We start from the raw sequence: 25,522 nt of genomic DNA on the forward strand, positions 1-25,522 counted from the left end.
TTAGGTTCCCATATTTAATAGTAAAACAGTTTCACTCACCGCTTGGCGGATACTTTTATCATTCACCGAAATTTCTTTATCTAATACCTGATATTTTCGGGTATTCGTCAAATTACTCATCGATACTTCCTGTGAAACCAGTAAGCCCACTTTGACGCGATTAACTTCATTCCAATCCGAGACTTCAGTGGCTGTATAGTACTTAAATGTACTGTCCTCGATACTTCCGTATAGCACTTGCAAATTATCTATGCTTTCGTCAAATACAGTATCGCCACTTGCGTCACGGCAAATCAATTGGTCACTAGTAGAAATAAAGAACACCAAGGTAGTTACTGTATCCGCCGCCAACTCAGAGCCGTCACAGGTATACATACTTGCATTGGGCGCGGCTGCACCAAAAAAGCGAAAAGCAATAACATCGGTATCCGCTTTTGCGCCAGCAAAGGTGGTTTGGTCGTTTAAACCTTGCACCATTTGCGCTTCATCCCAAGTAAAGCCAAAACTATCGGCGGTTGAAACCAGCGGTAACAAGGTATTTTGATAGAGTTGGTTGTAGTCTCGGAAGCCAGCTTGCTGCAGATACAAGCGCAACGTTTGAATGCTCATCCGGTTTTTACTCACCAATAAGTGGCTAGCTCGAGTGGCTTCATAACTTTTTTGGTCACCAATTAAAGCTGCATAAAGACCACCCACCACAATGAGTGACAATACCAAGGCAATCATTAACTCAACTAAGCCAAAACCACTTTGTTTGTGCATTACCTTACCCATACCGCTACCTCACTACATTGGTGACCTGCTCCACTTGTATCTGCAGAGCAATCAGCGGCGCCGGCACCCGATAAGTTGGCATCCCAAGTCATTTTTACAGTGACCAGGTTGCTGGCGTGTTGTATCGAAAAGCGTAGCTGGGGTATATACTCAGAATGATTACCAAACCAATCAGCTAACTCAAACGCAGCAAACTCTGCTCGTGTGCAAGTTTCGCTAATACAATTTTTGGAACTGGTAGGGGCTGTACCATCGGCAAGGTTATCTATATTAAACTCGTTGTTTACGGTGGCTTCTGGCATGGCACTAAAACGCTGTACAATATCTAACATGGCAATGTTAGCCGTTTGCGCAAAGCGGGCTTGGTGAGCAGTGTTCACCGACTGGATCTGTAAAGCGGCGTGCCCAAGTAAACCGATAGCAACAATAACTACTGCTATCAGCAGTTCAATTAAGGTAAAGCCTTGTTGTTTAGTTGCAGTAAGCTGTTGATGGCGAAGCATATTCAACCCTCCCCATACGTGTAATGCTGATTCGCTGGTCTTCATAATCGTTTGAAGGAGCACAAACCGTTAACTCACCAGCGGTAGCGTGACCAGTAGGGAAAAAACGCACCAAAGTACTGGTGCTCCCACTGGCAGAAGGACTATATTTCAATTCTCCGGATTGAGGCTTAGGGTGCGCAGCAATAACGGGGTCACTTGAAGACAAACCGCCAGAGCGGGTTTCATCAATAAATACCAACCAGCCCTTATTCGCTCCCCAAGCAGCCTCACAACTTGTACCATTGGTGGTAGGACAAACATAAGTTGAGAGATTGGCTCTAATGGCTTCTTGCTGAGCCACCATTAAGCTATTGGCAAGTAGATCGCGAGTGACCTTTTGCTTGTTGTCTTGCATCAAGCCTTGCATCGAGGGCACAGCTATTACCAGCACTATCACCAGAATCGCCACCGCGATCATCAGTTCAAGCAGGGTAAAGCCTTTGGCTACATAGCCTTGTTTGGAAATACCAAGCATTGCTTATCATCCATAACAGCAATAATCACAGCAAATAATGTAAAGCGAACCAGTCACTCCACAGGTAAAAAATTGATGAGACTATATAGTAAAAAAATCAATAAATTAGCGAGTCATTTTGTCAAACATACCTTGTATACACAATAAGCAGAGCAACAATAGTTGACAGATATCATACTTCGAACTACCACTTCTGTAATGCAGGGTTGACAGCATGAAATACTGTCTCAAATACCCAACACAATTTTGTCCAGCGAACCGTGTTAGCAATACTTTTCTTAACAAAGCCAGATAAAAATATTGGTGTGTAACAATGAAAATGTGTAACCTAAATCCACCAATAATCACGCAACTTTTTTTATGAAACCTCAGTCAGTACCTAGCTACGTTGATGATAACTATGTAAACAATGTTGTTAACGAATGTGTCAGTTTCATGAAGGGGAGTGCGCCGTGGTGGGTACAACAATCGTGTTTAGATTGCCGAGAATCAAAACAACTATTGCATTTATTTTTGGTCGCTTTTAGCACTTGGAGAAAGCGCCGAGCGCAACCCAATCATAAGCGAAATATCGAGCCCAATAATTTATTTGACCTTGGGCCTCTCATTTACGACTTGAGCTATACCCTCAATCAATTAGCTAACCAAGACAAAGACTACCTTAGTGAAGAGTTAAAAGGTGCCATTAAACTTATTCACCAAGATGCTCAGCATTTCTTAAAAAGCTGGCACAGTCTCGATATAGAACAAATTACCGATACACCACTCTCTCAAGTTTCTTAATTTATACAGCAAAAGGTTTTATGCGTTTATCTTTTCAAACTATTGAAAACTGGCAACAGCACGCCAGTGATTTATCAAAAATATCCAGTAATCTAGAGCCCTCGCAGTGGCAAGAATGGCAGCAAGCGGCTCAACTCTACAGCTGTACGTTTAATCAGCGTGTGGTTGCATATTGTGTTGTAAGTTGTAATAAACAACAGTTGTTAGTGCAGCGCTTTCACGTGCGAGATATTACCCAACGCCGCGGCATAGGCTTGTTTATGTTCCAGCAGCTTCTGCAGTTAGCGGCTCAAAAGGGCCTAAGCCAGCTCACTTTTCCGCACAGCAACGATCCAGCCGTGCTGGCCTTTTATCAGCATCTTGGCTTAAACAATCAATTCACCTTTCAGCTATAAAAAAACCAGAGCCATAGCTCTGGTTTTTTGTACCTTTACTACCCGTATTACTACAAAATAATCGACTTCAAATCGTCGTTTTTACGATCTAAATAGTGGGTTGATTGTATTTTACGAATAGTACGCGTTTTACCACGAACCAATAGCGTTTCGGTGGTGGCAATATTACCTTGGCGATTAATGCCTTCCAGTAAATCACCCTTGGTAATGCCCGTCGCCGAAAATATAACATTGTCGTTTTTGGCTAAGTCATTCAACTGCAATACGCTATTTACTTGAATATCTTCAGCTTCACAGCGACGAATCTCTTCTTCACCAATTGCGCGATTCTCCGGGGTATCTTCTTTTACCTGATGGCGTGGAATTAAACGGCCTTGCATATCACCGCCTAAAGCGCGAATTACCGCCGCCGAAATCACCCCTTCTGGCGCTCCGCCTACACAGTACATCATGTCAACTTCGCTAAGCGGCATACACGATAAAATCGATGCAGCTACATCCCCATCAGGAATCGCAAATACTCGAACACCTAGCTTTTGCATCTCAGCAATCACTTGGTCATGACGAGGCTTAGCCAAGGTAATCACTGTCATATCGCTCAGCTCTTTGCCCAAGACCGACGCAACCGTTTTAATGTTGTGCTCAAGTGGTTGGTTTAAATCGATGCAGCCTTTGGCTTCCGGTCCAACTACCAACTTTTCCATGTACATATCTGGTGCACGTAAGAATGCGCCTTTTTCGCCTACAGCAAGCACGGCAACAGCATTGTTTTGACCCATTGCGGTCATGCGGGTGCCTTCAATAGGATCTACCGCAATATCTACACCTTCGCCACCGGTACCAACATGCTCGCCAATGTAAAGCATCGGTGCATCATCAATCTCGCCTTCGCCAATAACCACTTCGCCATCAATGTCGATGTCATTGAGCATGATACGCATAGCTTCAACAGCTGCGTTATCAGCAATATTTTTATCCCCACGCCCCAACCACTTGTAACCAGCTAAAGCTGCGGCTTCGGTCACGCGGGAAAAACGAAATGCCAGATCTCTTCTCATCAGATACGCCTAATCAACTAAAAATCGTGACGAATACTAGCACAAGATTATGTTTTATTCAGCTTGAAAAGCTAAGCTAAGGCCTGCTTTACCAAGCTTAGAGCTTCGTCAGACAAATCTAGTGCAAGTGCTGCTTGCTGGCCTTGTTCAGACATTTTTGCCCAGGTTTTTTGCACAATGCTAATCACTTTCTCTTGAGCATGTTTATTAGCAAATTCAACAAAGTAGTACTTTAAGAATACTAAACAAATAACATCTTCAAGGGCTTGAGTAAGCGGATTTCGTTTTAGCTTTTCTTTACGTAATAAACTGGCAGTAGCATCAATGAGGGTTTCATCTAAATTGTGCTTACGCATTATTTCTGCACACAACTCAGCATGCTTTTTACCTAAATCGCTGCGCCATTTTAAATAGCCAGCTCGACCTTCTGGGTAATCACTTCGTAGTGATAGCCAACGGCCAATGTGCTGAGCTCGGGCAGCAATTTGTAATTCAGCTGGAGGCGCTAACATAAAATCATGTAAGCTATTAGACATGCGCTTACCGTACAAAAATTCTTTGGCATGCTCGGTTCCTAACTCATCTATCTCCTTATTTGGGTCATTTAAGTTAAATTGATCGATATCGTTTAAAACCTGATTCAGAATATTTTGCTGCATGATTTGCGGTTTTCCCATAACTTTGTTTTATCCTTTAACAAGGGCACAACATATCCTACCGAAAAGCCAAAAACAACACAGACAGTTACACCAAAAAACAATTGCATTATCAGCGCATTTAACTATATGTTAATAACTAGAGCGGCATATATGACCAACATATATATCTAAAAAGGAGTTAATCGCTATGCTGATTGGTGTACCTAAGGAAATAAAAAATCACGAATATCGTGTGGGAATGACACCCGCCAGTGTGAATGAGTTAATTCAACATGGCCATCAAGTCATTGTTGAGACTCAGGCCGGCGCAGGTATTGGCTTCAGTGATGCTGATTACCAAGCGGTCGGCGCGAACATTTCAAACACTGCCGCGGAAGTATTTGCCGCAGCCGAAATGATTGTGAAAGTAAAAGAACCACAAGCGGTTGAACGTGCAATGTTGCGTGAAGACCAGCTATTGTTCACTTACTTGCATCTTGCTCCCGACCCAGAACAAACTTATGATTTAATAAAATCTGGCGCAGTTTGTGTGGCTTATGAAACAGTAACTAGCCCACGTGGTGGCCTTCCTTTGCTGGCACCAATGTCAGAGGTTGCGGGCAGAATGGCGATCCAAGCAGGCGCACTTGCCTTAGAAAAATCTAAAGGTGGTCGCGGGGTCTTGCTAGGTGGCGTGCCAGGGGTAGAACCTGCCAAAGTTACCGTAATTGGCGGCGGCATGGTTGGTCGTAATGCTGCACAAATGGCTGTAGGAATGGGTGCGGATGTCACCATACTCGATCGCAGCATTGATGTACTTCGCAGTGTTGATGCTGAATACCATGGCCAACTTAAAACGGTTTACTCAACGACCAGCAGTATTGAGCAGCATGTATTAGAGGCTGATTTGGTGATTGGTGGTGTATTGTTACCAGGTGCCGCTGCGCCCAAGCTTATCACTAAGGATTTGGTTAAACGCATGAAGGCTGGCAGCGCTATTGTTGATGTTGCCATCGATCAAGGTGGTTGTGCCGAGACCTCAAAGGCTACCACCCATCAAGATCCTATTTATATCGTGGATGATGTGGTGCACTACTGCGTTGCAAATATGCCAGGCGGCGTGGCTCGTACCTCTACCATGGCACTTAATAATGCAACTTTGCCTTACATCATCACCCTCGCGAACAAGGGATATAAGCAAGCGCTGCTAGATGATGAACACCTACGCAATGGCTTAAACGTAATGCATGGCAAGTTAACTTGCGCCGAGGTAGGCGAAGCCCTAGGCATTGAAACGGTCGAGCCTTTAGAGCTACTCGCCTAAGTCACAAAAAAAGAGCGCTTAGGCGCTCTTTTTTATATCTGTCTAGTTAACCTGAACTCGAGATAAGGAACTGGCGATAACTCCGCAAACCAGTACTTAATCTAATTTCATGTTTCTGGCGAGATAGTTTTGCTTAGTTCAAGGAGAAGCTGCGCGTCAATAGCTAGCCTATTGCAAGTGGCTTCAACACCGAAATAAGTAAAAATAGTCGTTGGAAACCGGTTTATTGTCCCGAGCTCAGATTAATTATTAAGCCTTAGCGCTTTTTGCCATACCCGCGGTCTTTAAGGCTACGTCCCCATTTATCTAGCCAAGCATCTAAACCACTGCGAGCATTACCGGCAATTAAGCAAGCGGCTGAGCTGGGGCTAGAAAATTGATAGTCACGCATAAACTCGTAACCATCGCCTTGACGGCAAAGAACGGTATCTTCAAGTAACTGCTCACGTAGTGCCAACACTGCCGGGCGTAACGACTCCGCCCCACCACCATTGGCAGTTGAACCTTTCACTACAGTAAAGCCGGGTTTGTTTTTAGCGCCAGTAGGGTAACCATGCGCAACCGCTTGCTTAACGCTGAACGAATACTCAGCAGATATGGTGTGCTGGCTGCTCTCAACCACCAGCTCACGTAAAGACAATAGCTGCTGATACAGTTCAATAGGTAAAATTGCAGCGGTTTTGCGGCCATCACCGTCAATAACAAAATTAACTTTAGAAAGTTCGAATGGACCGTCCATGTCAGACCATGTATTAGAAAGTTTGTGCAAATTTAACACAGGCAAGCGGCAGATTTGAATATAAAAAAACCTCGCTAGGCGAGGTTTTTAATAAGTTTTTATTCCATGGCTGCTTTGAGCTTCTTCATGGCATTTTTTTCTAGCTGCCTAATCCGCTCTGCAGAAACTTGGTAATGATCTGCTAATTCTTGCAAAGTGGCTTTGTCTTCATCTAACCAACGGCGCTGCACAATATGCGCATTTCGCTCGTCTAGGGTATTTAAAGCGGCTCGTAAGCGATTAGCTGCAGCAACTTCCCAGTTTTCTTTCTCTACAAACTGGGCTACATCAGAAGACTTATCTTCCAAGTACTGAATCGGCGCAAAGCTGCCTTCACGCTCATCATCATCGGCGGCTAAATCAAAGGCTTGGTCTTGGGCACTCATTCGAGATTCCATTTCCAAAACGTCTTTGGTGCTTACACCAAGATTCTCAGCCACCATGTTTACTTCGTCATTACTAAACCAGCCTAAACGCTTTTTAGATTTACGAAGATTAAAGAACAACTTACGTTGTGCTTTAGTGGTAGCAATTTTAACCATACGCCAATTACGTAATACGTATTCATGAATCTCCGCTTTAATCCAATGCACAGCAAAAGATACCAAACGAACACCCACTTTAGGGTCAAAACGTTTTACGGCTTTCATTAAGCCTACGTTGCCCTCTTGAATTAAATCGGCTTGCGGCAAGCCATAACCTGCGTAATTTTTAGCTACATGCACTACAAAACGTAGGTGCGACATAACTAATTCGCGAGCTGCTGTTAAATCACCCTCGTCGTATAAACGAGTAGCAAGCTCTTTCTCACGCTCAGGCGTGAGCATATCAGCGCGATTAACTGATTGAATGTAGGCTTCAATGCTCCCTTGCGGGACTAGCGCCATAGATGCATTTACTTGATCCATTTCAACCTCTAAATATTACTCGGTCAACGAGTCTACCATAGCCAATTAGCAAGATCTAACCCCCTATATAGCAGGCTGCGCGGCTTTGCGCAGTCTCACTTGTTTCCAGATATATGACGCACTAAATCAGAGATAGTTCACATTTTTAAGCACTTTCTAGGTGCGCGATTTTACCAAATAGGTGCAAGTTATCCCTTAAGGAGTATAGACAGTTGTAGCTCAATAAAAATTTCAAAAACCTCTAACTCGTTGATAAAAAATGATTTTAATCAAGTTTTAGTGTTTTTTTTGCTACTGGCACCATGATTGCGTCATAGCTGGCATAAGTAATTGCGAGACAGTGATATGAGCATACAAAGAATTAGCCAACATCCTAAAACAAGTCAAAAGCAGCCTATTGAAACAGGCATGGTTGACTTAGTGGGTGCTGGCCCTGGCGATCCAGAGCTGCTCACCTTAAAGGCCCTACGCAGCATAGAACAAGCAGACCTAGTGTTATATGACCGCCTAGTAAGCGAAGAAATCTTAGCGCTTATTCCTAGCAACACTAAAGCTATTTACGTAGGTAAAGCCAAAGCCAATCACTGCATCCCGCAAGAACAACTTAACCTCTATATGGTAGACAAAGCTAAACAAGGTTTACGCATTTGTCGCCTTAAAGGTGGAGACCCATTTGTATTTGGTCGCGGCAGTGAAGAACTCAGTGTTTTACATGAACATGACGTTCCAGCTCGGGTTATTCCTGGTATTACTGCTGCATCTGGCTGTACTAGCTACGCGGGTATTCCGCTTACTCACCGGGGCCTAGCCACTGGTTGTAGCTTTATTACTGGCCACAAGCAAGATGGCAAATTAGATATCGATTGGGCCCAATTGGCGCAACTCGACCACACCTTAGTGTTTTACATGGGGCTGAGCAGCTTGCCTGAAATCAGCCAACAGCTACAACGTTTTGGAAAGAGTGCAAAGACACCTGCCGCATTAATAGAAAAAGGCTGCCAAAGCGATCAACGCGTTGTTACCGGCCAATTAGACCAGTTACCTACGCTCGCCAGTGAACACCAATTGCAATCCCCTACATTAATTGTAATCGGTGAAGTGGTATCACTGCGCGAGCAACTCAACTGGCTAAGTAAGTTAGACGCGAACCAGAACCAATTTGAATTAGAAAATAGCGCCGCTCTAAGCGCATAGGAGAGAGTACATGGAACGTATCATCGTTGTTGGTAACGGCATGGTTGGTCACCACTTCATTGACCAATTGATACAGCAAGACAAGTTAGGCCAAGTTCAAGTAACCACTTTTAGTGAAGAGTCGCGCTTAGCATACGACCGCGTGCAATTATCAAGTTACTTCTCGGGTAAATCCGCAGACGACTTGATGATGACCTCTCCTGAATACTATGACGAACATGGCGTTCAATACTTTGTAAACGACAAAGTTGTTGAAGTATTGCCTGAAGAAAAAATTGTGGTTACCGCTAGTGGTCGTCGCGAAAGCTACGACAAACTGGTGCTAGCGACCGGTTCTTACCCATTTGTCCCGCCAATTCCTCGTCCAGACGATCAAGCGGCACAAGAAAATATCTTGGTATACCGCACCATTGAAGATTTAGAAGCCATGACTAAGTCAGGCGAAAACTCAAAAGTAGGTGTAGTTGTAGGTGGTGGTTTACTTGGCTTAGAAGCCGCTAAAGCACTTAAAGACCTTGGTATGGAAACTCACGTAGTAGAATTTGCACCTCGCCTAATGGCAGTGCAAGTGTGTGACGGTGGCGGTGCAATTCTTCGCACCAAAATTGAAGAGCTTGGCGTACAAGTTCATACCGAGAAAAATACCAAAGAAATTGTGGCAGGTGAAAACACTCGCTACCGCATGAACTTTGCAGACGGTAGCAGTTTAGATACCGACATGATTTTGTTTTCTGCAGGTATTCGCCCACAAGATCAGTTAGCACGCGAAACCGGCCTAGAGCTTGGTCCTCGTGGCGGCATAGTGATTAACAATCAATGTCAAACGTCTAACCCAGACATTTACGCGATTGGTGAATGTGCCTTATGGGAAGGCAAAATTTTTGGCCTAGTAGCCCCTGGTTACAGCATGGCTAAAGTAGCCGTCGACCATATCGCCGGAGAGCAAGCTAAAGAATTTGCCGGTGCCGACATGAGCACCAAGCTTAAGTTGATGGGTGTAGACGTAGCCAGTATTGGTGACGCACACGCTAACACCGAAGGCGCTTTAAGTTACAGCTTGAGCGACGAAGCCCGTCAAGTGTACAAAAAAGTTGTTACCAACGCCGCTGGCGACCGTTTGTTAGGCGCAGTATTAGTCGGTGATGCCGACGATTACGGCAACTGGTTACAGTTGTTCTTAAACGACATGCCATTACCAGTAGCACCAGAATACTTACTGGTACCTTCCTCTGAAGAAGGTGCAGCTTCGGCGATGGGTGTGGATTCACTGCCAGACAGCGCCCAAATTTGTTCATGTTTCGATGTAACCAAAGGGCAAATTTGCCAAGCAGTACGCGACGGCGCAACCAGCATGGCTGATATTAAAGCCACTACGGGTGCAGCAACCGGTTGTGGCGGCTGTAGCGCATTAGCCGTTCAAGTGATGAACGCAGAACTAGAAAACCTAGGCGTTGAAGTTAGCAACGACATTTGTGAGCACTTTGCTTACTCACGTGCCGAGCTTGCCGACATTGTACGCGTTAAGAAAATCAAAACCTTTGAGCAGTTGCTTAAAGAACACGGAACCGGACACGGCTGTGAAATTTGTAAACCAGCAGTGGGTTCTATTTTAGCCACCTTCTGGAACGACTACGTTCTTACCGATGACCATATTGCCCTACAAGATACCAACGACATCTTCTTAGGCAACATGCAAAAAGACGGCACCTACTCAGTAGTACCTCGAGTAGCTGGCGGTGAAATCACTCCAGACAAGCTAATTGCCATTGGTGAAGTGGCCAAAGAGTTCGACCTATACACCAAAATTACGGGTGGCCAGCGGGTTGATTTATTTGGCGCACAACTGCACGAACTGCCGAAGATTTGGGGCAAGTTAATTGATGCTGGATTTGAAACGGGCCACGCCTACGGTAAAGCATTACGTACCGTTAAGTCTTGTGTTGGTTCAACCTGGTGTCGTTACGGCGTGCAAGACAGTGTTGGCATGGCGATTCTGCTAGAAAACCGTTACAAGGGCCTACGCGCCCCGCACAAAATTAAGTTTGGTGTGTCAGGGTGTACTCGTGAGTGCGCTGAGGCACAGAGCAAGGATATTGGTGTTATTGCAACTGAGGGCGGTTGGGGTCTGTATGTTTGTGGTAATGGTGGTATGCGCCCTCGACACGCCGACTTATTCGCTACCGATTTAGACGACGTAACCCTAATGCGCTACATCGACCGCGTATTGATGTTCTACGTACGTACTGCCGACCGCTTACAGCGTACTTCGGTATGGTTAGAAAACCTTGAAGGCGGCCTAGACTACCTAAAAGAAGTGGTTATCGACGACAAACTCAACATTTGTGAAGAACTCGAAGCAAACATGAATCACGTAGTAGAAAGCTACCAGTGTGAGTGGAAGTCTACGATTAATGACGAGAAGAAACTGCAGCGCTTCAGCCAGTTTATTAACGCCGACGAGCCAGACAACAACCTGCAATATGTTCGTGAGCGTGGTCAACGTCGCCCAGCTACCGAAGAAGAACGTATTCAAACCATCGAAATTGTAGAAGCACCATAACAAGGAGAGTGATGATGAGTGAATTAGCTACAGAAACTTGGACCGAAGTTTGTCGCAAATCGCAGCTTAGCCCAGGAACCGGTGTTTGTGCCTTAGTCAAAGGCAAACAAGTCGCCATTTTCTGGGAAGGAATTAGTGACCAAATATTCGCCATAAGTAACTACTGCCCGTTTGGCAAAGTAAACATGTTGTCTCGAGGCATTATTGGAGACTTCAAAGGCGAATTAATGGTGGCATCTCCACTTTATAAGCAACGTTTTAGTTTAAAAACCGGCCAATGCCTAGACGACGACAGCGTCACTATTCCTACCTTCCAAGTGAAGGTAGAGGGTGACAGCATCAAAGTCGCCGCTTAATAAAAAATACTTAAAAAAATAATACTAAACCGCGCCGCTACGGCGGCGTGGTAGGAAACGCTTTAACTTTTTTAGAGACATTATGATGAGTGCAGAAAAATTTAACCTGTTTTCCTTTACCGGAAAAATGAAAATACTACACATGAGCTGGATGGCTTTTTTTATTACCTTTTTGGTGTGGTTTAACCACGCACCATTAATGGCCAGCATTGCTGCCAGCCTAGGTTTAACATCCAGCCAAATTAAAACCCTACTTATTCTAAACGTAGCCTTAACCATTCCTGCGCGTATTGTTATTGGCATGTTTACCGACCGCTTTGGTCCACGCCTTACCTACTCCACCCTGTTGGCAGTATGTTCTATTCCTTGTTTCATGTTTGCCTTTGCCAATAGCTTTGAGCAAGCCGCTATCGCTCGTTTCTTATTGGGCTTTATTGGCGCCGGCTTTGTAGTGGGTATTCGTATGGTATCGGAGTGGTTCCCTGCTAAAGAGTTAGGCACCGCAGAAGGTATTTACGGCGGTTGGGGTAACTTTGGTAGCGCAGCTGCAGCTATGTCACTTCCAACGCTAGCGATTATTTTTGGCGGTGAAGACGGCTGGCGTTATGCGGTAGGCCTTACCGGTTTAATCAGCCTTGTGTTCAGTGTTATTTACTACAAAAACGTAAGCGATACGCCTAAAGGCTCTACCTACTTTAAGCCAAAAAATGTTGGCGCAATGGAAGTAACCACCAAAGGTGACTTTGTATTGCTGCTAATTATGAAGGTTCCAATGTATGCCACCCTTGCTTTGTTAGCATGGAAACTGTCTCCAGCTGGCGTAAAAATGCTAAGCCAAGAAGTGGTATACGCGTGTTACGCAGGCCTAGTAGCCTTATACGTTCTGGATTTTTGGAAAACTTACCAAGTAAACAAAAACATCTTTGTTAAGCCAGTTCCAGAAATTGAACAATACAAATTTAAGCAAGTAGCAGTATTAAACGTATTGTACTTCGCAACCTTTGGTTCAGAGCTAGCGGTAGTATCTATGTTGCCATTGTTCTTTAGCGAAGTATTCGAACTAGATATGGTTTACGCGGGCTTACTCGCCTCTGCTTATGCCTTTATGAACTTAGCCTCTCGCCCTGGCGGCGGTTGGATTTCGGATCGATTTGGCCGTAAGAAAACCCTATTAGTATTAACCGCTGGTTTAGCCTTAGGTTACTTTGGCATGGGCCAAATTGACGGAACTTGGCCACTATTCCTAGCAGTAGCAATGGCCATGGCATGTTCATTCTTTGTACAAGCTGGTGAAGGCGCAGTATTTGCCGCTGTACCGCTTATCAAGCGTCGCTTAACTGGTCAAATTGCCGGTATGACAGGTGCATACGGTAACGTAGGCGCAGTATTCTACTTAACCGTGTTAAGCCTAGTAAGCTACCAAGCGTTCTTCTACGTAATTGGTGCCACTGCGGTGTTAGGTTTTATCGCCTTATTGCTTCTAGAAGAGCCGAAGGGCACTATTGCTGAAGTAGGCCCAGATGGCGAAGTAACGCTAATCAACGTTAGCTAAGCCAGACCCGTATAGCGGCGTGCGCCTTAATTGGCCACGCTGCTTACCTCAAGGAAGCGATCTTAGTGTTAGAAGAACAACAAACTGCAGCGGCCACCCCAGCCAGCAGTAACCGAGTTAGTAACAGCGAAAAAGCATCCTCTGAAGCTAGCAACAAGTTGGAGGCGTCTTTTGGAGGCGCCTCCATTCCTGGTCCTAAACCAGAAAACCAAGATGCATGTGTCGCTAAAATCCCCGAGCCATGGACCCGATACTACAAAGGTGTTGTAGCAGTACTGGCCGACGGTTTAAGCAGTGCAGAACATGCCAAAATGGCCGCTCAAATCTCGGTTACCCAATTTGTTGAAGACTACTACGCAACCCCAGAAAGCTGGTCGGTAAACAAATCTACCGCTCAAGTCGCCAAATCGCTGAACAATTGGTTATTCCAACAGGGTAAACAAACTGGCTCTTACGCCTGTACCCTATCAACACTAATTATTAAATCGCGAGTCGCCCACCTTTTTCATGTGGGTGACAGCCGCATCTATCGCTTTCGCGCGGGCAAACTACGCCAACTAACCCGTGACCATGTGCAAATTCGCGGTAAACAAAAAAACCACCTCACTCGTGCTATGGGTGTGGATTCTAGCCTCGAGTTAGATTATTCCACTCGTACTGTAGAGAGTGGCGATATCTTCATGTTAACCAGTGATGGGGTACACGATGCACTAAGTGAACAGCAACTGGTTAAGCTATTACAAGCCAAGTTTTCAAGCTTAGAAGAACAAGCCAGTGCCATTGTTAATGCTGCGGAATTAGCAGGTAGCGACGATAATATTAGCGCCATGCTAGTTAACGTTGATAACGTGCCCGAAGCAGAGCTGGATGAAAGCCGCGCACAGCTACTGCATTTGCCTATTCCACCGGTAATGTCGGTTGGCAATAAAATCGACCAATACCGCGTTAGTGAGATCCTGCATACCAGCCCACGTAGCCATGTGTATTTAGTCGAAGAGCTAGATGAACAAGGCAATAGCAATGGTCGTGTACGTATTCTTAAAGCGCCCGATGCCAGTATGGCCGACGACCAAGAATACTTTGCCGGCTTTGCCCGCGAAGAGTGGGTTGGCCGCGTAGTAAGTAACCCTTATATCATGCGCACCTTCGAGCCTGTTGGCACTCGCCGCTTTCGTTACTTAATCGCCGAATACGTTCCAGGTATTACCCTTCGCCAATGGATGGATAAGCACCCTCACCCACCCATTCAGCAAGTTGTGCGCATGCTGCAAAAACTGGCTAAAGCCTTGCGGGCCTTACGTCGTTACGAAATGGTGCACCGCGATCTTAAACCCGAGAACATTATTATCACCGCCGACGACCAACTTAAATTGGTCGACTTTGGCACAGTGCAATCGGCCGAACAACTTGAGCAAGATGAAAAAAACACCACACCGGTTGGCTCTGTGCAATACATCGCACCAGAGTATTTAGTGGGTGAAACTGGTCGCCATCGTAGCGACATTTTCTCGTTTGCGGTGATTGCCTACGAAATGCTGTCAGGCAAGTTGCCCTACAAACAAGCCAGCCGTGAGCAAATTGCTCAGCGAAATTACAGCGACTGGCACTATCAAAACATTCAGCATTTCCGCAATGACATGCCTGACTGGTTAGACGCCGCCTTAGAGCAAGGCTGCCACCCTAAACCGCAGCAGCGTTATCAGAGCTTGTCGGAACTGATTCATGACTTACAACATGCCAATCCCAAACTTAAGGCCAGCTATCAAGCCAAACCCTTGATCGAGCGTAATCCGGTGCGTTTTTGGCAATCAACCACCTTATTTTTGCTGCTAGTGGTGATATGGCAGTGGGCCAGCCAGTTAAATTAACTTTCATAAATATAAAGTTGATTTACATAAAGGCCTAGTTACTAGGAAGTGCCTAGTATAAGCGCAATTTCTTGCTAGTTTGTGGTCAGCATGTCGTCTACTACCCAGAGTAAAACCCTACAAAAAGGCCTGTTTGGAATGGCCTTGCCTATTTTTGGCGAGTTCATGCTGAATATGTCGGTACCGGTATTTGACGCGCTATTCCTTAGCCAAGTCTCTGATCAAGCCGCTGCTTCGGTAGGTGCAGTGATGCCTTGGTTCTCAATGGCCATTGTGTTTTTCTCGGCCACAGGCATCGCTGGCGCAAGTTTGGCGTCGCAGTACATGGGCAAACAAAACTATCAACGGGCTAATTTGATTCTAGCCGGCTTGATAATACTCGGTGTACTAGCAGGGCTACTCTGCGGGCTATTCTTTGTAAGCCAAGCCAGCAACATTGGCCAATGGATGAGCCTTCCCCCAGATATGAGCTTATTAGCCGCCGAATACTTGGTGCTCGCTGGAGCAAGTGTGGGCTTTATGGGTTTACGTATGACCCTAGCCAACATCTGTAATAGCTATGGTCAATCTCATTGGAACACCATTTCGGCGGCGCTCATGCTGGTCACCAATATTATTGGCAATGGCGTGTTGGTATTGGGCTGGTTTGGCGCAACACCAATGGGCGTGACCGGGGTAGCCTTAGCCAGCCTAATTGCTTGGTTGCTAAGCCTTAGCTTTAGCTTGTTAGTGGTATTGCTGCTAATAAAAGTGAAGCTGCCCTTAGCCGAGGCGATTAAACAGCCAGCTCTTAGCCTTAAACCTATTCTAAAAATTGCCGTCCCTTCAGCGCTCGAGCCTTTCTCTTACCAAAGCTTTGTGATGGTCATGAACTTAATGATTGTCCAGTTTGGCGAAACCTCGCTCACCGTGCGTATCTACGCACTAAACATCTACGTTTATTGCACCATGATGCTAGTCGCCATAGGCATTGCTAATACCATGTTAGTGACCCAACTTGCAGGAGCTGGCCACTTTGATCGTTGTCACCAACAAATGCGCCAAGGCATGCGCTGGGGATTAATAGCGGTGGCTATTGTTGCCAGCATTATCTTTATCTTTCACCAAAACTTACTGGGTTTATTTACCAGTAACCCAGAAGTACTCGCCCTAGGCGTGGTGGTATGTTTAATTCACAGCCTTAACGAACCACTAAGGGCAATTAATATAATCAGCGGCAATGTATTGCGCGGTTGTGGTGACGCGGTATTTGTTACCGGCAACGCCATTGCGGTTACTTGGCTATTCTCAGTACCACTGGCCTACTTTACCGGGGTTTACCTAGGTTATGGTTTATATGCGGTGTTACTAGCAGGCATGGTAGACGAGTTCCTACGTAGCCAAATAAACTGGCGCCGCTGGAAGAGCGACAAATGGAAGCGTAAGTTAGCACCGGACTAGTAAGAGTCGTAACTAACTTTTGGACACAAATGGCTTAGTGAATCGCCACTTCTTCACTAGCCGACTTTTAGCCTCATTAAAGTCCAGACTAATTCCAGTTTAGACTTCACTCGTTGCAGAGTGGAAGCGACGCTCCTAGATGTTCAGCTGTTTTACGTATAGATAAACCGAAATCCTCAGCTCAATTATTTCTTCGTACATTCCTGCCTTTTTGCCTTTATTTGGGCGCCTATCTTTGAAGACCATTTTAATACTTAGAAATCAAGGATTTTGAAACGCATCATAACTTAAGCCAGCTTCCTCCATTTCTCTAAAATTGCACAATTTACTAAATTCGTCATTTGTTACCATGCTTTTTAAATCCGCCAGATGTTCGCTATAAGTACTCATTTCTGGATGGTCTCGTCGATTGTATGTCCAGTTATCAACTAAGACATTATGTGACGGTTCATCAGACAGTGGCTCGTCAGAGCGGAGATCAGTATCAATAAGGATGACTTCATCAGCCAGCAGTGAAGGTGAATGGATTGGCTTGTTATAAATTACAGTTAATGCGGAACTGGCAGAGATTAAAAAATAGCCGTCTGTGAGTTTGTCATTCTCAAGTTTGACTGCCTGAGTTATGTAACTGGTATTGTGTTTCTTGTTGTGTGTAACAATGAAGACATAAGATTGATATGAACTTGCGTATGATGTATTCATGTTATAGGCGCCAAAAGAGATGTCGCCATAATCGCAAAATACTAATTTTTTTGCTTCTTCGAACGGAACAGGTGAGGCGATGTTGTTGTAGCTGTTCGCATTCACATGAAGAAAGGAAGCAATGGAATCTAACTTTGTTGCTGACAAGTACCCTTCGTTCTTCATCCACTCTCTAGCCCAAGAGACTAAATAAACATTAGTCGATTCTTTGCCATAAAAATCAACTTTGCTTCTTGGCTGTGTGTTACTAGTGGAACCGGAAACTTCAAGAATGATATTGCACTCTTCATCAAACACCGTCATATCCCCATAAAGTTCGGTCTGAGAGCTATGCTCGTACAAGTGGTAAAATAACTTTCTTGATTTCAGTGTTTCTTCGTCACTTTCTACAATGCCGATAGAAATATTCTTGTTAAAGTGATTTGGTTCTAAGTTGCCCAAGCAAGTAAAGTTGGGATCTTCCATTAGTTCATTATTATAATAGCTATACTTTGTTGCAACATCTCCGTGGGAGTTGTAAAGATCGTATACGAGGACGACGGTATCATCTATCCCATAAGTCTTAAACGCCACACTAACATAAAGTTTACCATGCACTTTAGACACAGCGTCTAGAACATCCTCTTCGGATGGTGCGTGGTATTTAGCTATTAAAAAGTCATAATAGTGTCCAGAATACAGAGCTACCGAGCCAACAAAAGCTGCTACCGTAATCTCTACCCCCTTTTCCTTAATCGCAGTCATAACCCTATAGCAAGTTTCAGCAAGTTTACTCATGGTGCGGCTCTATCGCGGTTCGGTGGGAAGATGTATTGAGACTCGATTCGTCAAAGTAGCCATCAGTGATTCTCCATTGAGTAGTAGCAAACTATTACGGTGTTTGTAGTAAGGCTCCTTATCAAGAAGCTCTATGAAGACTGACAATCATAGCTTTTAGGTTAGTCCAGTAACAAATAGTTAACAAACTGTGCAGTGTTAAGTAGCACTAGTTAAATCCACTGAGTGACAAACTACCTGTTCGACTGTTTTGCAGGCTAAAGATAAGCGTTGATAGTCAATGAGAGTTTTGAACATTTAGCGGCATTAGACTTAGCATTAGACTTAGCATTAGACTTAGCATTACCCTCGTCACCCAAAATGGTTTTGACAGATAACTTTTGAATTTTCGTATATTGTTTCGGGTTGAAAATAAAAAACTATAATAAGAACCACAACTCATTTAGGGGCAAAAGTGAGTCAGCTACAATTTGCAGACTCATTGTGGACAGATATATATTAGCTTTCCTTACCCTCCCCTTCATTATCGCCTAAGCGATTAAGCCGAGCATTGTTTGAGCGTAGCGAGTTGCACAGGCGCGCTTAGCGCTGAGTAACGAGGAAAAAAGATAATGCGGGGCAGCCTTTCTTTTGCTTCGTTTTCTTTGGCTGTTCAAAGAAAATGACGTCGCCGAGAGGCGAAACGTTATACAGCAGCCACAGGTAACAGCATTATGTTAGCTGTCTTTTAGTCATTAAAACCGCTTGAAAAGAACAGACAAGTTTATTGCTTGCCTGCACACAGCACTAACTCGGCTCTATTTGCTTAATATGGCGATTTACCGAGAACCACGAAGCACCTAAACCCAGCAAAGTTGCGAATAAGATTAACCAGCCAAACTCTTGAATACTTAGACCCGAGAGGTAAATGTCTTGTTGGTACAACAGGCCTATCTGCTGCAAGGCGTATTCAGTCCAGATAAGCAAAATATTACACAATACCCAAGCCATTAGGCCGCCTACAATGCCAAACCAAAATCCGGTATATAAAAACGGCCGTTGAATAAAGGCGTCGGTAGCGCCGACCAATTTCATAACTTCGATTTCGTTACGACGATTGAGAATGTTTAATCGCAGAGTATTACTTACAATTAAGGCCACCGCGGTGAGCAACAGTATAATCAGCAGCCAAGCGGCTTGCTGCAGCATGCTTACAATGGTGTCTAAACGTTGAAGCCATTCAACATCTAAACGGCCTTCTTCAACCAAGCTATGCTCTTGCAAACTGTCGAGTAAGGTTTTTGCAGCGCTAGCTGAACTGTAATCGGCACTTGGCAGCACCAGTAATACATCGGGCAAGGGGTTTTCTGGTAGTAAAGCGAGTACGTCTTCAAAGCCGCTGTTGGCTTGAAACTCGGCCAAGCCCTGTTGCTTGGTAACCAGCTCTACCGCAGCCACTTGCTGCATGCTGGATATATTTTTTTGCAATAAATCACGCTGTTGCTCGGTAACATTTTGTTTTAGAAATAAACTGATTTGAGCGTCACTTTTCCAGTAGGCAGTAAGCTGTTGAACATTTTTGGTGGCCAAATAAAAGCTTGCTGGCAAAGCCAAACAAACGCCGATTACCGCTAAAGTAAGCATTGAGCTAGCAGGAGTGCGCCAAAGCTCGCCTAAGCTGGCAATGCATTGCTGTAGATGGCGTACCCAAAACATCATAAAGCGTACCGGAAACGCGACTTTCACCTGCGGTTTAGCACCAGCCATTACTGTACCTCCTCTGCTTGAGAGGCATTAAGCAACTGACCATTTTGGAGAATAAGTCGCTGGTAGTGCATTTTAGCGATTAGGCTTAAATCGTGACTTGCGATAAGCACCGCAACACCCACGCGGTTGAACTCTTCGAATAAGCGGAAAATCTCTAAGGACAATGCTGGGTCTAAGTTACCAGTGGGCTCATCGGCGATCAAAATAGCAGGTTTGTTGACTACTGCGCGCGCAATGCCTACTCGCTGCTGCTCACCACCAGAGAGAATAACCGGGGTGCAATTGGCTTTATCTAGCAGCCCCACTTTATCGAGGGCAGCGGCCACGCGGCGTTTAATATTGCCCATGCTATAGCCTTCAATCACTAAAGGCAGAGCAACATTGTCGAATACTGTGCGGTCCATTAGCAGCTTGTGATCTTGAAAAATCACCCCCATTTGACGGCGAAGATAAGGGATCTTTCGATGAGTAATGCGACTAATATCGTCGCCATTTACCCACACTTTTCCGTCGCTGGGGCGCTCCATGGCGGTGATAAGCTTGAGCAAGGTACTTTTTCCTGCGCCAGAGTGGCCGGTTAAAAAGGCCATTTTTCCCTGTTCTAGTTGAAACGAGACTTTTTGTAAGGCTCGCTGACTACCTGGATAAATTTTACTTACTTGCTCAAACCGGATCATTCCTAGACCTTTTTTACTGTTTAGGCAGCGTTTAACTACGCCTCTTCACTCTCTTCGCTGCTAAATAGCGCATCAACAAAGGGTTGTGACTCAAACTCGCGTAAATCATCAATGCCTTCACCCACACCAATATAACGAATAGGCAAAGCAAACTTGTCGGCTAAGGCAAAAATTACCCCACCTTTAGCGGTGCCATCTAACTTGGTAAGTGTTAAACCCGTTAAGCCCACCGCTTGGTTAAATAAGTTAGCTTGGCTAATGGCATTTTGGCCAGTGCTGGCATCAATAGTTAACATAATTTCATGAGGAGCGGCATCGTCGAGCTTTTTCATTACTCGTACAATTTTCTTCAACTCTTCCATTAGATGCGCTTTATTTTGCAAGCGACCTGCTGTATCGGCAATCAATACATCTACATTTCGTGATTTAGCTGCTTGAAAAGCATCGAAAATTACCGAAGCACTGTCGGCGCCAGTGTGTTGTGCAATTACCGGGATCTCGTTACGCTCCCCCCACACTTGCAGCTGCTCAACCGCAGCGGCGCGGAAGGTATCACCCGCAGCCAACATCACCGATTTCCCCTGACTTTGATATTGCTTGGCAAGCTTACCAATGGTGGTGGTTTTACCCACACCATTAACCCCAACCATTAAAATAACAAACGGCCCGTCGCTACTATCTAAATCTAAAGGCGCTTCAACTTGATTAAGCATGCTTGCCATATCGAGTTTTAGTTGCTGGTATAAGGCTTCACCATCTTGTAGGTCACTGCGCTTAACGTGACTGGTGAGGTTTTCGATAATCTTTAAAGTGGTATCAACACCAACATCCGCCACCAATAACTGTTCTTCTAATTCTTCAAACAGCTCATCATCAATCTTTCGCCCTTTAAAGAGAGAAAAGAAACCCCAACCAAAATTCTTACGGGTGCGCCTTAAGCCAGCACGCAAACGGGCAAACAAGCCCATTTTTTTCACTGGCTCAGCAGCTTGCGACGCTGCGGCTAGCTCGGCTTCTTGTTCAGCCTGCGCAGCTAGTTCGGCCTCTTGTGCTGCTTGGGCCTCACGTTCTGCTTGGGCTTCACGTTCTGCTTGGGCTTCGCGTTCGGCTTGAGCTTCGCGTTCTGCTTGGGCTTCTCGTTCTGCTTGCGCTTCGCGTTCTGCTTGAGCTTCGCGCTCTGCTTGGGCTTCGCGTTCTGCTTGCGCTTCGCGTTCTGCTTGAGCTTCGCGCTCTGCTTGCGCTTCGCGTTCGGCTTGGGCTTCACGTTCTGCTTGAGCTTCGCGTTCTGCTTGGGCTTCACGTTCTGCTTGAGCTTCGCGTTCTGCTTGAGCTTCGCGCTCTGCTTGGGCTTCTCGTTCTGCTTGCGCGTCTAACTCAGCTTGCTGAGTATCTTGTTGTTCTGCGGCGGGATCGCTTGATTGTTGTTGCTCGTCTTCTTTTTTTCGGCCAAACCAAGAAAATAGGCCCTTCTTTTTTGCCATTACTGCAAAACCTTTTTTACCAGTAAACGACGTTGGCTGTTACAATGCCAACGTCCAATCAATATTGCTCGGATATTATCACAGTTTCTCAATGGTCTAAGTAAATGGCACGGCTTTCCTCAAGAAAACATTCAAATCAAAGTAACAAATCTAATAATGGCAGTGGCCAGGTACGCATAATTGCCGGTCAATGGCGCGGGCGCAAGCTCAAGGTGCTGAATAGCCAAGGCTTACGCCCTACTACCGACCGAGTTAAAGAAACCGTATTTAACTGGTTAAGCCCCTATTTGCACAACAGCCATTGCTTAGATCTTTTTGCTGGAAGTGGCAGCTTAGGTTTTGAGGCCTTGTCGCGTTTTGCTAGTTTTACCACCTTTGTAGAGAAAGATGCGCAAGCTGCTAAGCAGCTTAAGGCCAATTTACAAGTATTAGATCTTAGCAGCGAGCAAGCAAAGTTAATTAATCAAGATGCCCTGCAATGGCTAAAGCAAACACCAAGCGAAGCCTACGACATTGTATTTATTGACCCGCCGTTTCGTTGCGAGCTACTAGCACCTAGCTGCGCAATGTTAAATGACAATGGCTGGTTAAAACCCGACGCACTGGTTTATCTTGAATTTGAGAACGAAGCCAACGAGCCCCAATTACCCGCAAACTGGCACTGCATAAAAGAAAAACAAGCAGGCCAAGTAAGCTACCGTTTATACCAACTAACTTAAGAGCCCTATTTATGTTTATTAAAATTGGCAAACTGTTTATGGCTGCCATGTGGTTAGCGATGCTACTCAGCCCAATTATTTTTGTTCCGCCTTACAATTGGATTTTGCCGCTAGTGGGTGGTATTTTGTTATTGCTGCACGGCGTTCAACTGTTATCCATTCGCGGCACTTTGCTTGAAGCCGGCGTGTTGAAGAAGGGTGATAATCTACAAATTTTGTTCTTTGGCTTTTTTGCTATGTGGCAAATTCATAAACGTATGACTGGGAAAGACTCTTGATTACACGCCAGTTACTATTGGCGAGCATTTGCTTTGTAAGTCTGCCTAGTTGGGCGATGAGCGTTACGGTCATTGATGATGCTAAACATCGACGCAGCGGAGCTTGGACCCAAGTATTACCCTATGCCTATTACACCGAAAACCTCCAGTGGGGCGTGGGTATTGGCGTTGGCGCGGCAGGGCATATTCAGCCCAGCTCTAGCATGGTGGCAACGGCGACTGTAACCAGTAACGATAGCTGGATGGGCTTTTTGTATAGCGGTGACTATCAAATGCCTTTTGCTGATCGCATATTTTTTGATACCACTTTGTATCAAACTAATTTTACTCGCGATCCGCAATATATTGACGGTAATTCGGATTACCCAGGAGAGCGAGCAGGTAGCAATGATTCAAGCCAAGAGAACCGTGTTTATACCCACAGTAAAGGCCAAGAGTATCGCTTTAGATTTCGCTATTTACTGCCTCTAGGTCACGGTAAAAACTCAGCAGTTCACACTTTTAGAGTAAACCGCGGTGAGGTAATGGACGGTTACGAAGCGGGCGCGAAAGAATGGAACCCACTCACCAGCGGTCGCACTATTATTCAACTTGAACCTTTTTATTGGAAACAAGACGTTGGCGAATATAACCAACTGCAAGATTCTAATACCTCAGCGGGCCTTACCTTAGAACTCGAATACGATAATCGTAACTACCATCAAAACCCAACTGCAGGTAGCCGACAGCGTTTAAATGTAAGCCGTGATTGGGGCGATAGCGAGCGACCTTCGTGGACTATGTGGGAGCTTTCGGCCTCTAAATACATCAGCTTGCCAAAAACTTCTTGGGCACAAAGCCAAGTATTGGCGTTTGGCTTTGCCACCTCTGATACACCCACTTGGAACCACAGCTCTTACAACAATGGTGAACAGCAATATCATCGCCCTGCCTGGTTTGCTGGTTCTCGTTTAGGGGGAATGGACAGGCTTAAAGGCTATGAAACTGCCCGTTATCACGATCGTTCGATGATCTATTATTCGGCAGAATACCGCTTCACACCCAACTGGAACCCACTTCCCAAAGTGCCAGTTGTAAATTGGTTTAACGTACCTGCTTGGTACTGGGTCGCCTTTGTTGAAATTGGCCGAGTGGCTGATGAATACAACTTGGCAACCTTACATCAAGATATGAAATACAGCGTAGGCGGCAGTCTTAGAGTAATGATGGAAGGTGTTGTACTACGCGGTGATTTTGCTACCAGCGGCGATGACAGCATTTTTCGTTTAGGTATAAATCACCCTTACTAGGATCTGTTAATCTGTCGCGGTTAATTTTGCTCTAGAGATCAACGGGCTTAATACACTTGCGGATTACCAGTTTAAAGCTGGAATCCGCAAGGCTAGCCATTCTGCTTATAGTGATTGCCAATAATCGGCTATTCCATCAAGGAACATTTGCACCGCAAGCATAATAAGCAACATGCCCATTAAACGCTCCATGGCTTTTAAACCTTTCTCACCCAGCAGTTTTAAAAGCACCCCACTAAATAAGAAGATCACCACGCTAATGCCCCACGCAATAAGTAGCGCCAAAGACCAATCTAGCATCCGGCTGCCATCTTGATTTGCCAGCAACATTAATGATGCAAGTACCGAGGGACCGGCAATCATTGGGATTGCCATCGGCACTAAAAAGGGCTCTTCACCTGCAGCAAGACCAGCAACACCACCGGGCTGAGGGAAAATCATCTTCAAGGCAATAAGGAATAAAATTATCCCGCCAGCAAGGCTTACCGCTTCTTGTCGAAGATTTAAGAAACCTAGAATTTGCTCACCAGCAAACAAAAAGGCAAACATAACAGTAAGGGCAAACACCAGTTCTCGAAGTAAAACGATTCGCCGACGTTTTGGGTCAAGATGTTTGACCATGCTAAGGAAAACTGGAAGGTTTCCTAGCGGATCCATAATCAAAAACAACATCACTGCTGCTGATAACATATCCATTGGCTAACTCACTAAATAACGACTATTTTGTCTAAGAAATAAAAAAGAGCCAGAGCATAACACCCTGACTCTTTTATAGCTTAGCTTTATTTACGGTTTATAAACGACTTTTACTGCATCAGTTACATCCGCCTCGTCAACATAAGCTACAGCAGCGGCATTGCCAGCAACTTCTGATACAGCAACTGACGGAGAAGCAGCCGTTTTAGGCGGCTTAGCTTTACCAGTGAAGATTAACTTTGACCAATAAGCTTGAAGCTGGGCTTCACTTTTACCGGTTGCAGCATCGTGAAAGCTAGCACGTAATGCGTCGCCTTCTTTATATTCAATCACCACTGGTGGTGTGCCATTAGGTAGCTTTTTAAGCTTACCTAAAAACAGCTTTTTCACTTCTGCTTTTGATAAAGCATCAGGGCCTGCAGGGTTTGCTATCACTACCGGAGCAGCCAAGCTACTAAGACTAAATACGCTCAAAGACAGAGCCAATAATAGTTTTTTCATGACTCCTC

The 25,522-nt window shown here is 45.1% G+C and carries 25 protein-coding genes; 12 read left to right on the plus strand and 13 right to left on the minus strand.

All coding sequences use genetic code 11. The features are described 5' to 3' along the window. Genes ACYFDN_RS11110 through ACYFDN_RS11120 form a run of 3 tightly spaced genes read right to left on the minus strand, consistent with a single transcriptional unit; the run spans position 1 to position 1,794 of the window. Positions 1–774, minus strand: coding sequence for a PilW family protein (locus tag ACYFDN_RS11110; protein ID WP_483511139.1), 774 nt, complete (start codon positions 772–774; stop codon positions 1–3). Further along, entirely contained in the window at positions 762–1,277 is a 516-nt protein-coding gene (pilV, locus tag ACYFDN_RS11115; RefSeq protein ID WP_483511140.1) for a type IV pilus modification protein PilV, read from the minus strand. The genes ACYFDN_RS11110 and pilV overlap by 13 nt, the downstream gene beginning before the upstream one ends. Then, positions 1,246–1,794 (minus strand): GspH/FimT family pseudopilin, encoded by a 549-nt coding sequence (locus ACYFDN_RS11120; protein ID WP_483511142.1) that lies wholly within the window; start codon positions 1,792–1,794, stop codon positions 1,246–1,248. Before ACYFDN_RS11120 ends, pilV begins: the two co-directional genes overlap by 32 nt. Positions 1,795–2,154: 360 nt before the next feature. Between ACYFDN_RS11120 and ACYFDN_RS11125 the strand changes: the two genes are divergently transcribed. Beyond that, positions 2,155–2,577, plus strand: coding sequence for a hypothetical protein (locus ACYFDN_RS11125; protein ID WP_152783368.1), 423 nt, complete (start codon positions 2,155–2,157; stop codon positions 2,575–2,577). Between the two features lie 20 nt (positions 2,578–2,597). Beyond that, positions 2,598–2,972, plus strand: coding sequence for an acetyl-CoA sensor PanZ family protein (locus tag ACYFDN_RS11130; protein ID WP_483511143.1), 375 nt, complete (start codon positions 2,598–2,600; stop codon positions 2,970–2,972). Between the two features lie 50 nt (positions 2,973–3,022). On the opposite strand, the gene glpX is transcribed toward ACYFDN_RS11130, so the two are convergent. Both glpX and ACYFDN_RS11140 read right to left on the minus strand, forming a co-directional pair. Continuing rightward, positions 3,023–4,030 (minus strand): class II fructose-bisphosphatase, encoded by a 1,008-nt coding sequence (gene glpX, locus ACYFDN_RS11135; RefSeq protein ID WP_483511145.1) that lies wholly within the window; start codon positions 4,028–4,030, stop codon positions 3,023–3,025. A 71-nt stretch (positions 4,031–4,101) separates the two neighbouring features. Next, positions 4,102–4,707 (minus strand): DUF4202 domain-containing protein, encoded by a 606-nt coding sequence (locus ACYFDN_RS11140; protein WP_483511146.1) that lies wholly within the window; start codon positions 4,705–4,707, stop codon positions 4,102–4,104. Between the two features lie 169 nt (positions 4,708–4,876). Between ACYFDN_RS11140 and ald the strand changes: the two genes are divergently transcribed. Continuing rightward, positions 4,877–5,992: an alanine dehydrogenase gene (gene ald / locus ACYFDN_RS11145; RefSeq protein WP_483511147.1), complete on the plus strand. Its 1,116-nt coding sequence runs from the start codon at positions 4,877–4,879 to the stop codon at positions 5,990–5,992. A 256-nt stretch (positions 5,993–6,248) separates the two neighbouring features. Here ald and ACYFDN_RS11150 read toward each other — a convergent pair whose 3' ends face one another. Both ACYFDN_RS11150 and rpoH read right to left on the minus strand, forming a co-directional pair. After that, positions 6,249–6,731, minus strand: a complete 483-nt coding sequence (locus ACYFDN_RS11150) for a DUF4357 domain-containing protein (protein WP_016402263.1) — start codon at positions 6,729–6,731, stop codon at positions 6,249–6,251. Positions 6,732–6,829: 98 nt separating this feature from the next. Next, positions 6,830–7,678, minus strand: a complete 849-nt coding sequence (gene rpoH / locus ACYFDN_RS11155) for an RNA polymerase sigma factor RpoH (protein ID WP_221077420.1) — start codon at positions 7,676–7,678, stop codon at positions 6,830–6,832. Positions 7,679–8,023: 345 nt separating this feature from the next. On the opposite strand from rpoH, the gene cobA reads away from it, so the two are divergent. From cobA to ACYFDN_RS11185, 6 genes are all read left to right on the plus strand, one after another. Then, positions 8,024–8,872, plus strand: a complete 849-nt coding sequence (gene cobA, locus ACYFDN_RS11160) for a uroporphyrinogen-III C-methyltransferase (RefSeq protein WP_338622363.1) — start codon at positions 8,024–8,026, stop codon at positions 8,870–8,872. A 10-nt stretch (positions 8,873–8,882) separates the two neighbouring features. Then, a complete protein-coding gene (nirB, locus tag ACYFDN_RS11165) occupies positions 8,883–11,432 on the plus strand; it encodes a nitrite reductase large subunit NirB (protein WP_016402266.1) in 2,550 nt (849 codons plus the stop codon). Between the two features lie 11 nt (positions 11,433–11,443). Next, on the plus strand, positions 11,444–11,788 hold the full coding sequence (gene nirD / locus ACYFDN_RS11170; RefSeq protein WP_016402267.1) for a nitrite reductase small subunit NirD: 345 nt from the start codon (positions 11,444–11,446) through the stop codon (positions 11,786–11,788). 85 nt (positions 11,789–11,873) lie between these two features. Next, on the plus strand, positions 11,874–13,340 hold the full coding sequence (locus tag ACYFDN_RS11175; RefSeq protein WP_040307297.1) for a NarK family nitrate/nitrite MFS transporter: 1,467 nt from the start codon (positions 11,874–11,876) through the stop codon (positions 13,338–13,340). A 65-nt stretch (positions 13,341–13,405) separates the two neighbouring features. Further along, positions 13,406–15,208, plus strand: coding sequence for a bifunctional protein-serine/threonine kinase/phosphatase (locus tag ACYFDN_RS11180; RefSeq protein WP_483511150.1), 1,803 nt, complete (start codon positions 13,406–13,408; stop codon positions 15,206–15,208). A 90-nt stretch (positions 15,209–15,298) separates the two neighbouring features. Beyond that, complete coding sequence (locus ACYFDN_RS11185) at positions 15,299–16,648, plus strand: MATE family efflux transporter (RefSeq protein WP_483511152.1); 1,350 nt, start codon at positions 15,299–15,301, stop codon at positions 16,646–16,648. A 261-nt stretch (positions 16,649–16,909) separates the two neighbouring features. Here ACYFDN_RS11185 and ACYFDN_RS11190 read toward each other — a convergent pair whose 3' ends face one another. The 4 genes from ACYFDN_RS11190 to ftsY form a co-directional block, all read right to left on the minus strand. Continuing rightward, positions 16,910–18,127 carry a hypothetical protein gene (locus tag ACYFDN_RS11190; protein WP_483511154.1) on the minus strand — a complete coding sequence of 406 codons (1,218 nt, stop codon included), beginning with the start codon at positions 18,125–18,127 and terminating at the stop codon, positions 16,910–16,912. A 786-nt stretch (positions 18,128–18,913) separates the two neighbouring features. Then, positions 18,914–19,873: a permease-like cell division protein FtsX gene (ftsX, locus tag ACYFDN_RS11195; RefSeq protein ID WP_472589326.1), complete on the minus strand. Its 960-nt coding sequence runs from the start codon at positions 19,871–19,873 to the stop codon at positions 18,914–18,916. Then, on the minus strand, positions 19,873–20,550 hold the full coding sequence (gene ftsE / locus ACYFDN_RS11200; RefSeq protein WP_016402274.1) for a cell division ATP-binding protein FtsE: 678 nt from the start codon (positions 20,548–20,550) through the stop codon (positions 19,873–19,875). The genes ftsX and ftsE overlap by 1 nt, the downstream gene beginning before the upstream one ends. 35 nt (positions 20,551–20,585) lie before the next feature. Then, entirely contained in the window at positions 20,586–22,031 is a 1,446-nt protein-coding gene (gene ftsY / locus ACYFDN_RS11205; protein WP_483511156.1) for a signal recognition particle-docking protein FtsY, read from the minus strand. Positions 22,032–22,135: 104 nt separating this feature from the next. Here ftsY and rsmD point away from each other — a divergent pair, with 104 nt between their 5' ends. From rsmD to ACYFDN_RS11220, 3 genes are read left to right on the plus strand one after another with little or no spacing between them, the layout of a single operon-like run. After that, a complete protein-coding gene (rsmD, locus tag ACYFDN_RS11210) occupies positions 22,136–22,750 on the plus strand; it encodes a 16S rRNA (guanine(966)-N(2))-methyltransferase RsmD (protein WP_483511157.1) in 615 nt (204 codons plus the stop codon). Positions 22,751–22,761: 11 nt separating this feature from the next. Next, complete coding sequence (locus ACYFDN_RS11215) at positions 22,762–23,028, plus strand: DUF1145 domain-containing protein (protein ID WP_483511159.1); 267 nt, start codon at positions 22,762–22,764, stop codon at positions 23,026–23,028. Then, a complete protein-coding gene (locus tag ACYFDN_RS11220; protein WP_483511160.1) occupies positions 23,025–24,317 on the plus strand; it encodes a BamA/TamA family outer membrane protein in 1,293 nt (430 codons plus the stop codon). Before ACYFDN_RS11215 ends, ACYFDN_RS11220 begins: the two co-directional genes overlap by 4 nt. Before the next feature lie 105 nt (positions 24,318–24,422). On the opposite strand, the gene ACYFDN_RS11225 is transcribed toward ACYFDN_RS11220, so the two are convergent. Continuing rightward, positions 24,423–25,013 carry a YhgN family NAAT transporter gene (locus tag ACYFDN_RS11225; RefSeq protein ID WP_016402279.1) on the minus strand — a complete coding sequence of 197 codons (591 nt, stop codon included), beginning with the start codon at positions 25,011–25,013 and terminating at the stop codon, positions 24,423–24,425. Positions 25,014–25,103: 90 nt separating this feature from the next. Continuing rightward, a complete protein-coding gene (locus ACYFDN_RS11230) occupies positions 25,104–25,514 on the minus strand; it encodes a hypothetical protein (protein ID WP_016402280.1) in 411 nt (136 codons plus the stop codon). Positions 25,515–25,522 lie beyond the last annotated feature (8 nt).

The sequence above is a fragment of the Agarivorans sp. D1326 genome, assembly GCF_056958115.1.

Bases quoted from the DNA above. Each gene is read 5' to 3' on its own strand.
- ftsE (WP_016402274.1), bottom strand. From the start codon at position 20,550: ATGATCCGGTTTGAGCAAGTAAGTAAAATTTATCCAGGTAGTCAGCGA.
- nirB (WP_016402266.1), top strand. From the start codon at position 8,883: ATGGAACGTATCATCGTTGTTGGTAACGGCATGGTTGGTCACCACTTC.
- ACYFDN_RS11140 (WP_483511146.1), bottom strand. From the start codon at position 4,707: ATGGGAAAACCGCAAATCATGCAGCAAAATATTCTGAATCAGGTTTTA.
- ACYFDN_RS11190 (WP_483511154.1), bottom strand. From the start codon at position 18,127: ATGAGTAAACTTGCTGAAACTTGCTATAGGGTTATGACTGCGATTAAG.
- ACYFDN_RS11125 (WP_152783368.1), top strand. From the start codon at position 2,155: ATGAAACCTCAGTCAGTACCTAGCTACGTTGATGATAACTATGTAAAC.
- ftsY (WP_483511156.1), bottom strand. From the start codon at position 22,031: ATGGCAAAAAAGAAGGGCCTATTTTCTTGGTTTGGCCGAAAAAAAGAA.
- ACYFDN_RS11110 (WP_483511139.1), bottom strand. From the start codon at position 774: ATGGGTAAGGTAATGCACAAACAAAGTGGTTTTGGCTTAGTTGAGTTA.
- ACYFDN_RS11230 (WP_016402280.1), bottom strand. From the start codon at position 25,514: ATGAAAAAACTATTATTGGCTCTGTCTTTGAGCGTATTTAGTCTTAGT.
- ACYFDN_RS11185 (WP_483511152.1), top strand. From the start codon at position 15,299: ATGTCGTCTACTACCCAGAGTAAAACCCTACAAAAAGGCCTGTTTGGA.
- ACYFDN_RS11175 (WP_040307297.1), top strand. From the start codon at position 11,874: ATGAGTGCAGAAAAATTTAACCTGTTTTCCTTTACCGGAAAAATGAAA.
- ACYFDN_RS11120 (WP_483511142.1), bottom strand. From the start codon at position 1,794: ATGCTTGGTATTTCCAAACAAGGCTATGTAGCCAAAGGCTTTACCCTG.
- nirD (WP_016402267.1), top strand. From the start codon at position 11,444: ATGATGAGTGAATTAGCTACAGAAACTTGGACCGAAGTTTGTCGCAAA.
- ACYFDN_RS11130 (WP_483511143.1), top strand. From the start codon at position 2,598: ATGCGTTTATCTTTTCAAACTATTGAAAACTGGCAACAGCACGCCAGT.
- glpX (WP_483511145.1), bottom strand. From the start codon at position 4,030: ATGAGAAGAGATCTGGCATTTCGTTTTTCCCGCGTGACCGAAGCCGCA.
- cobA (WP_338622363.1), top strand. From the start codon at position 8,024: ATGAGCATACAAAGAATTAGCCAACATCCTAAAACAAGTCAAAAGCAG.
- ACYFDN_RS11215 (WP_483511159.1), top strand. From the start codon at position 22,762: ATGTTTATTAAAATTGGCAAACTGTTTATGGCTGCCATGTGGTTAGCG.
- rpoH (WP_221077420.1), bottom strand. From the start codon at position 7,678: ATGGATCAAGTAAATGCATCTATGGCGCTAGTCCCGCAAGGGAGCATT.
- ald (WP_483511147.1), top strand. From the start codon at position 4,877: ATGCTGATTGGTGTACCTAAGGAAATAAAAAATCACGAATATCGTGTG.
- ACYFDN_RS11225 (WP_016402279.1), bottom strand. From the start codon at position 25,013: ATGGATATGTTATCAGCAGCAGTGATGTTGTTTTTGATTATGGATCCG.
- pilV (WP_483511140.1), bottom strand. From the start codon at position 1,277: ATGCTTCGCCATCAACAGCTTACTGCAACTAAACAACAAGGCTTTACC.
- ftsX (WP_472589326.1), bottom strand. From the start codon at position 19,873: ATGGCTGGTGCTAAACCGCAGGTGAAAGTCGCGTTTCCGGTACGCTTT.
- ACYFDN_RS11150 (WP_016402263.1), bottom strand. From the start codon at position 6,731: ATGGACGGTCCATTCGAACTTTCTAAAGTTAATTTTGTTATTGACGGT.
- rsmD (WP_483511157.1), top strand. From the start codon at position 22,136: ATGGCACGGCTTTCCTCAAGAAAACATTCAAATCAAAGTAACAAATCT.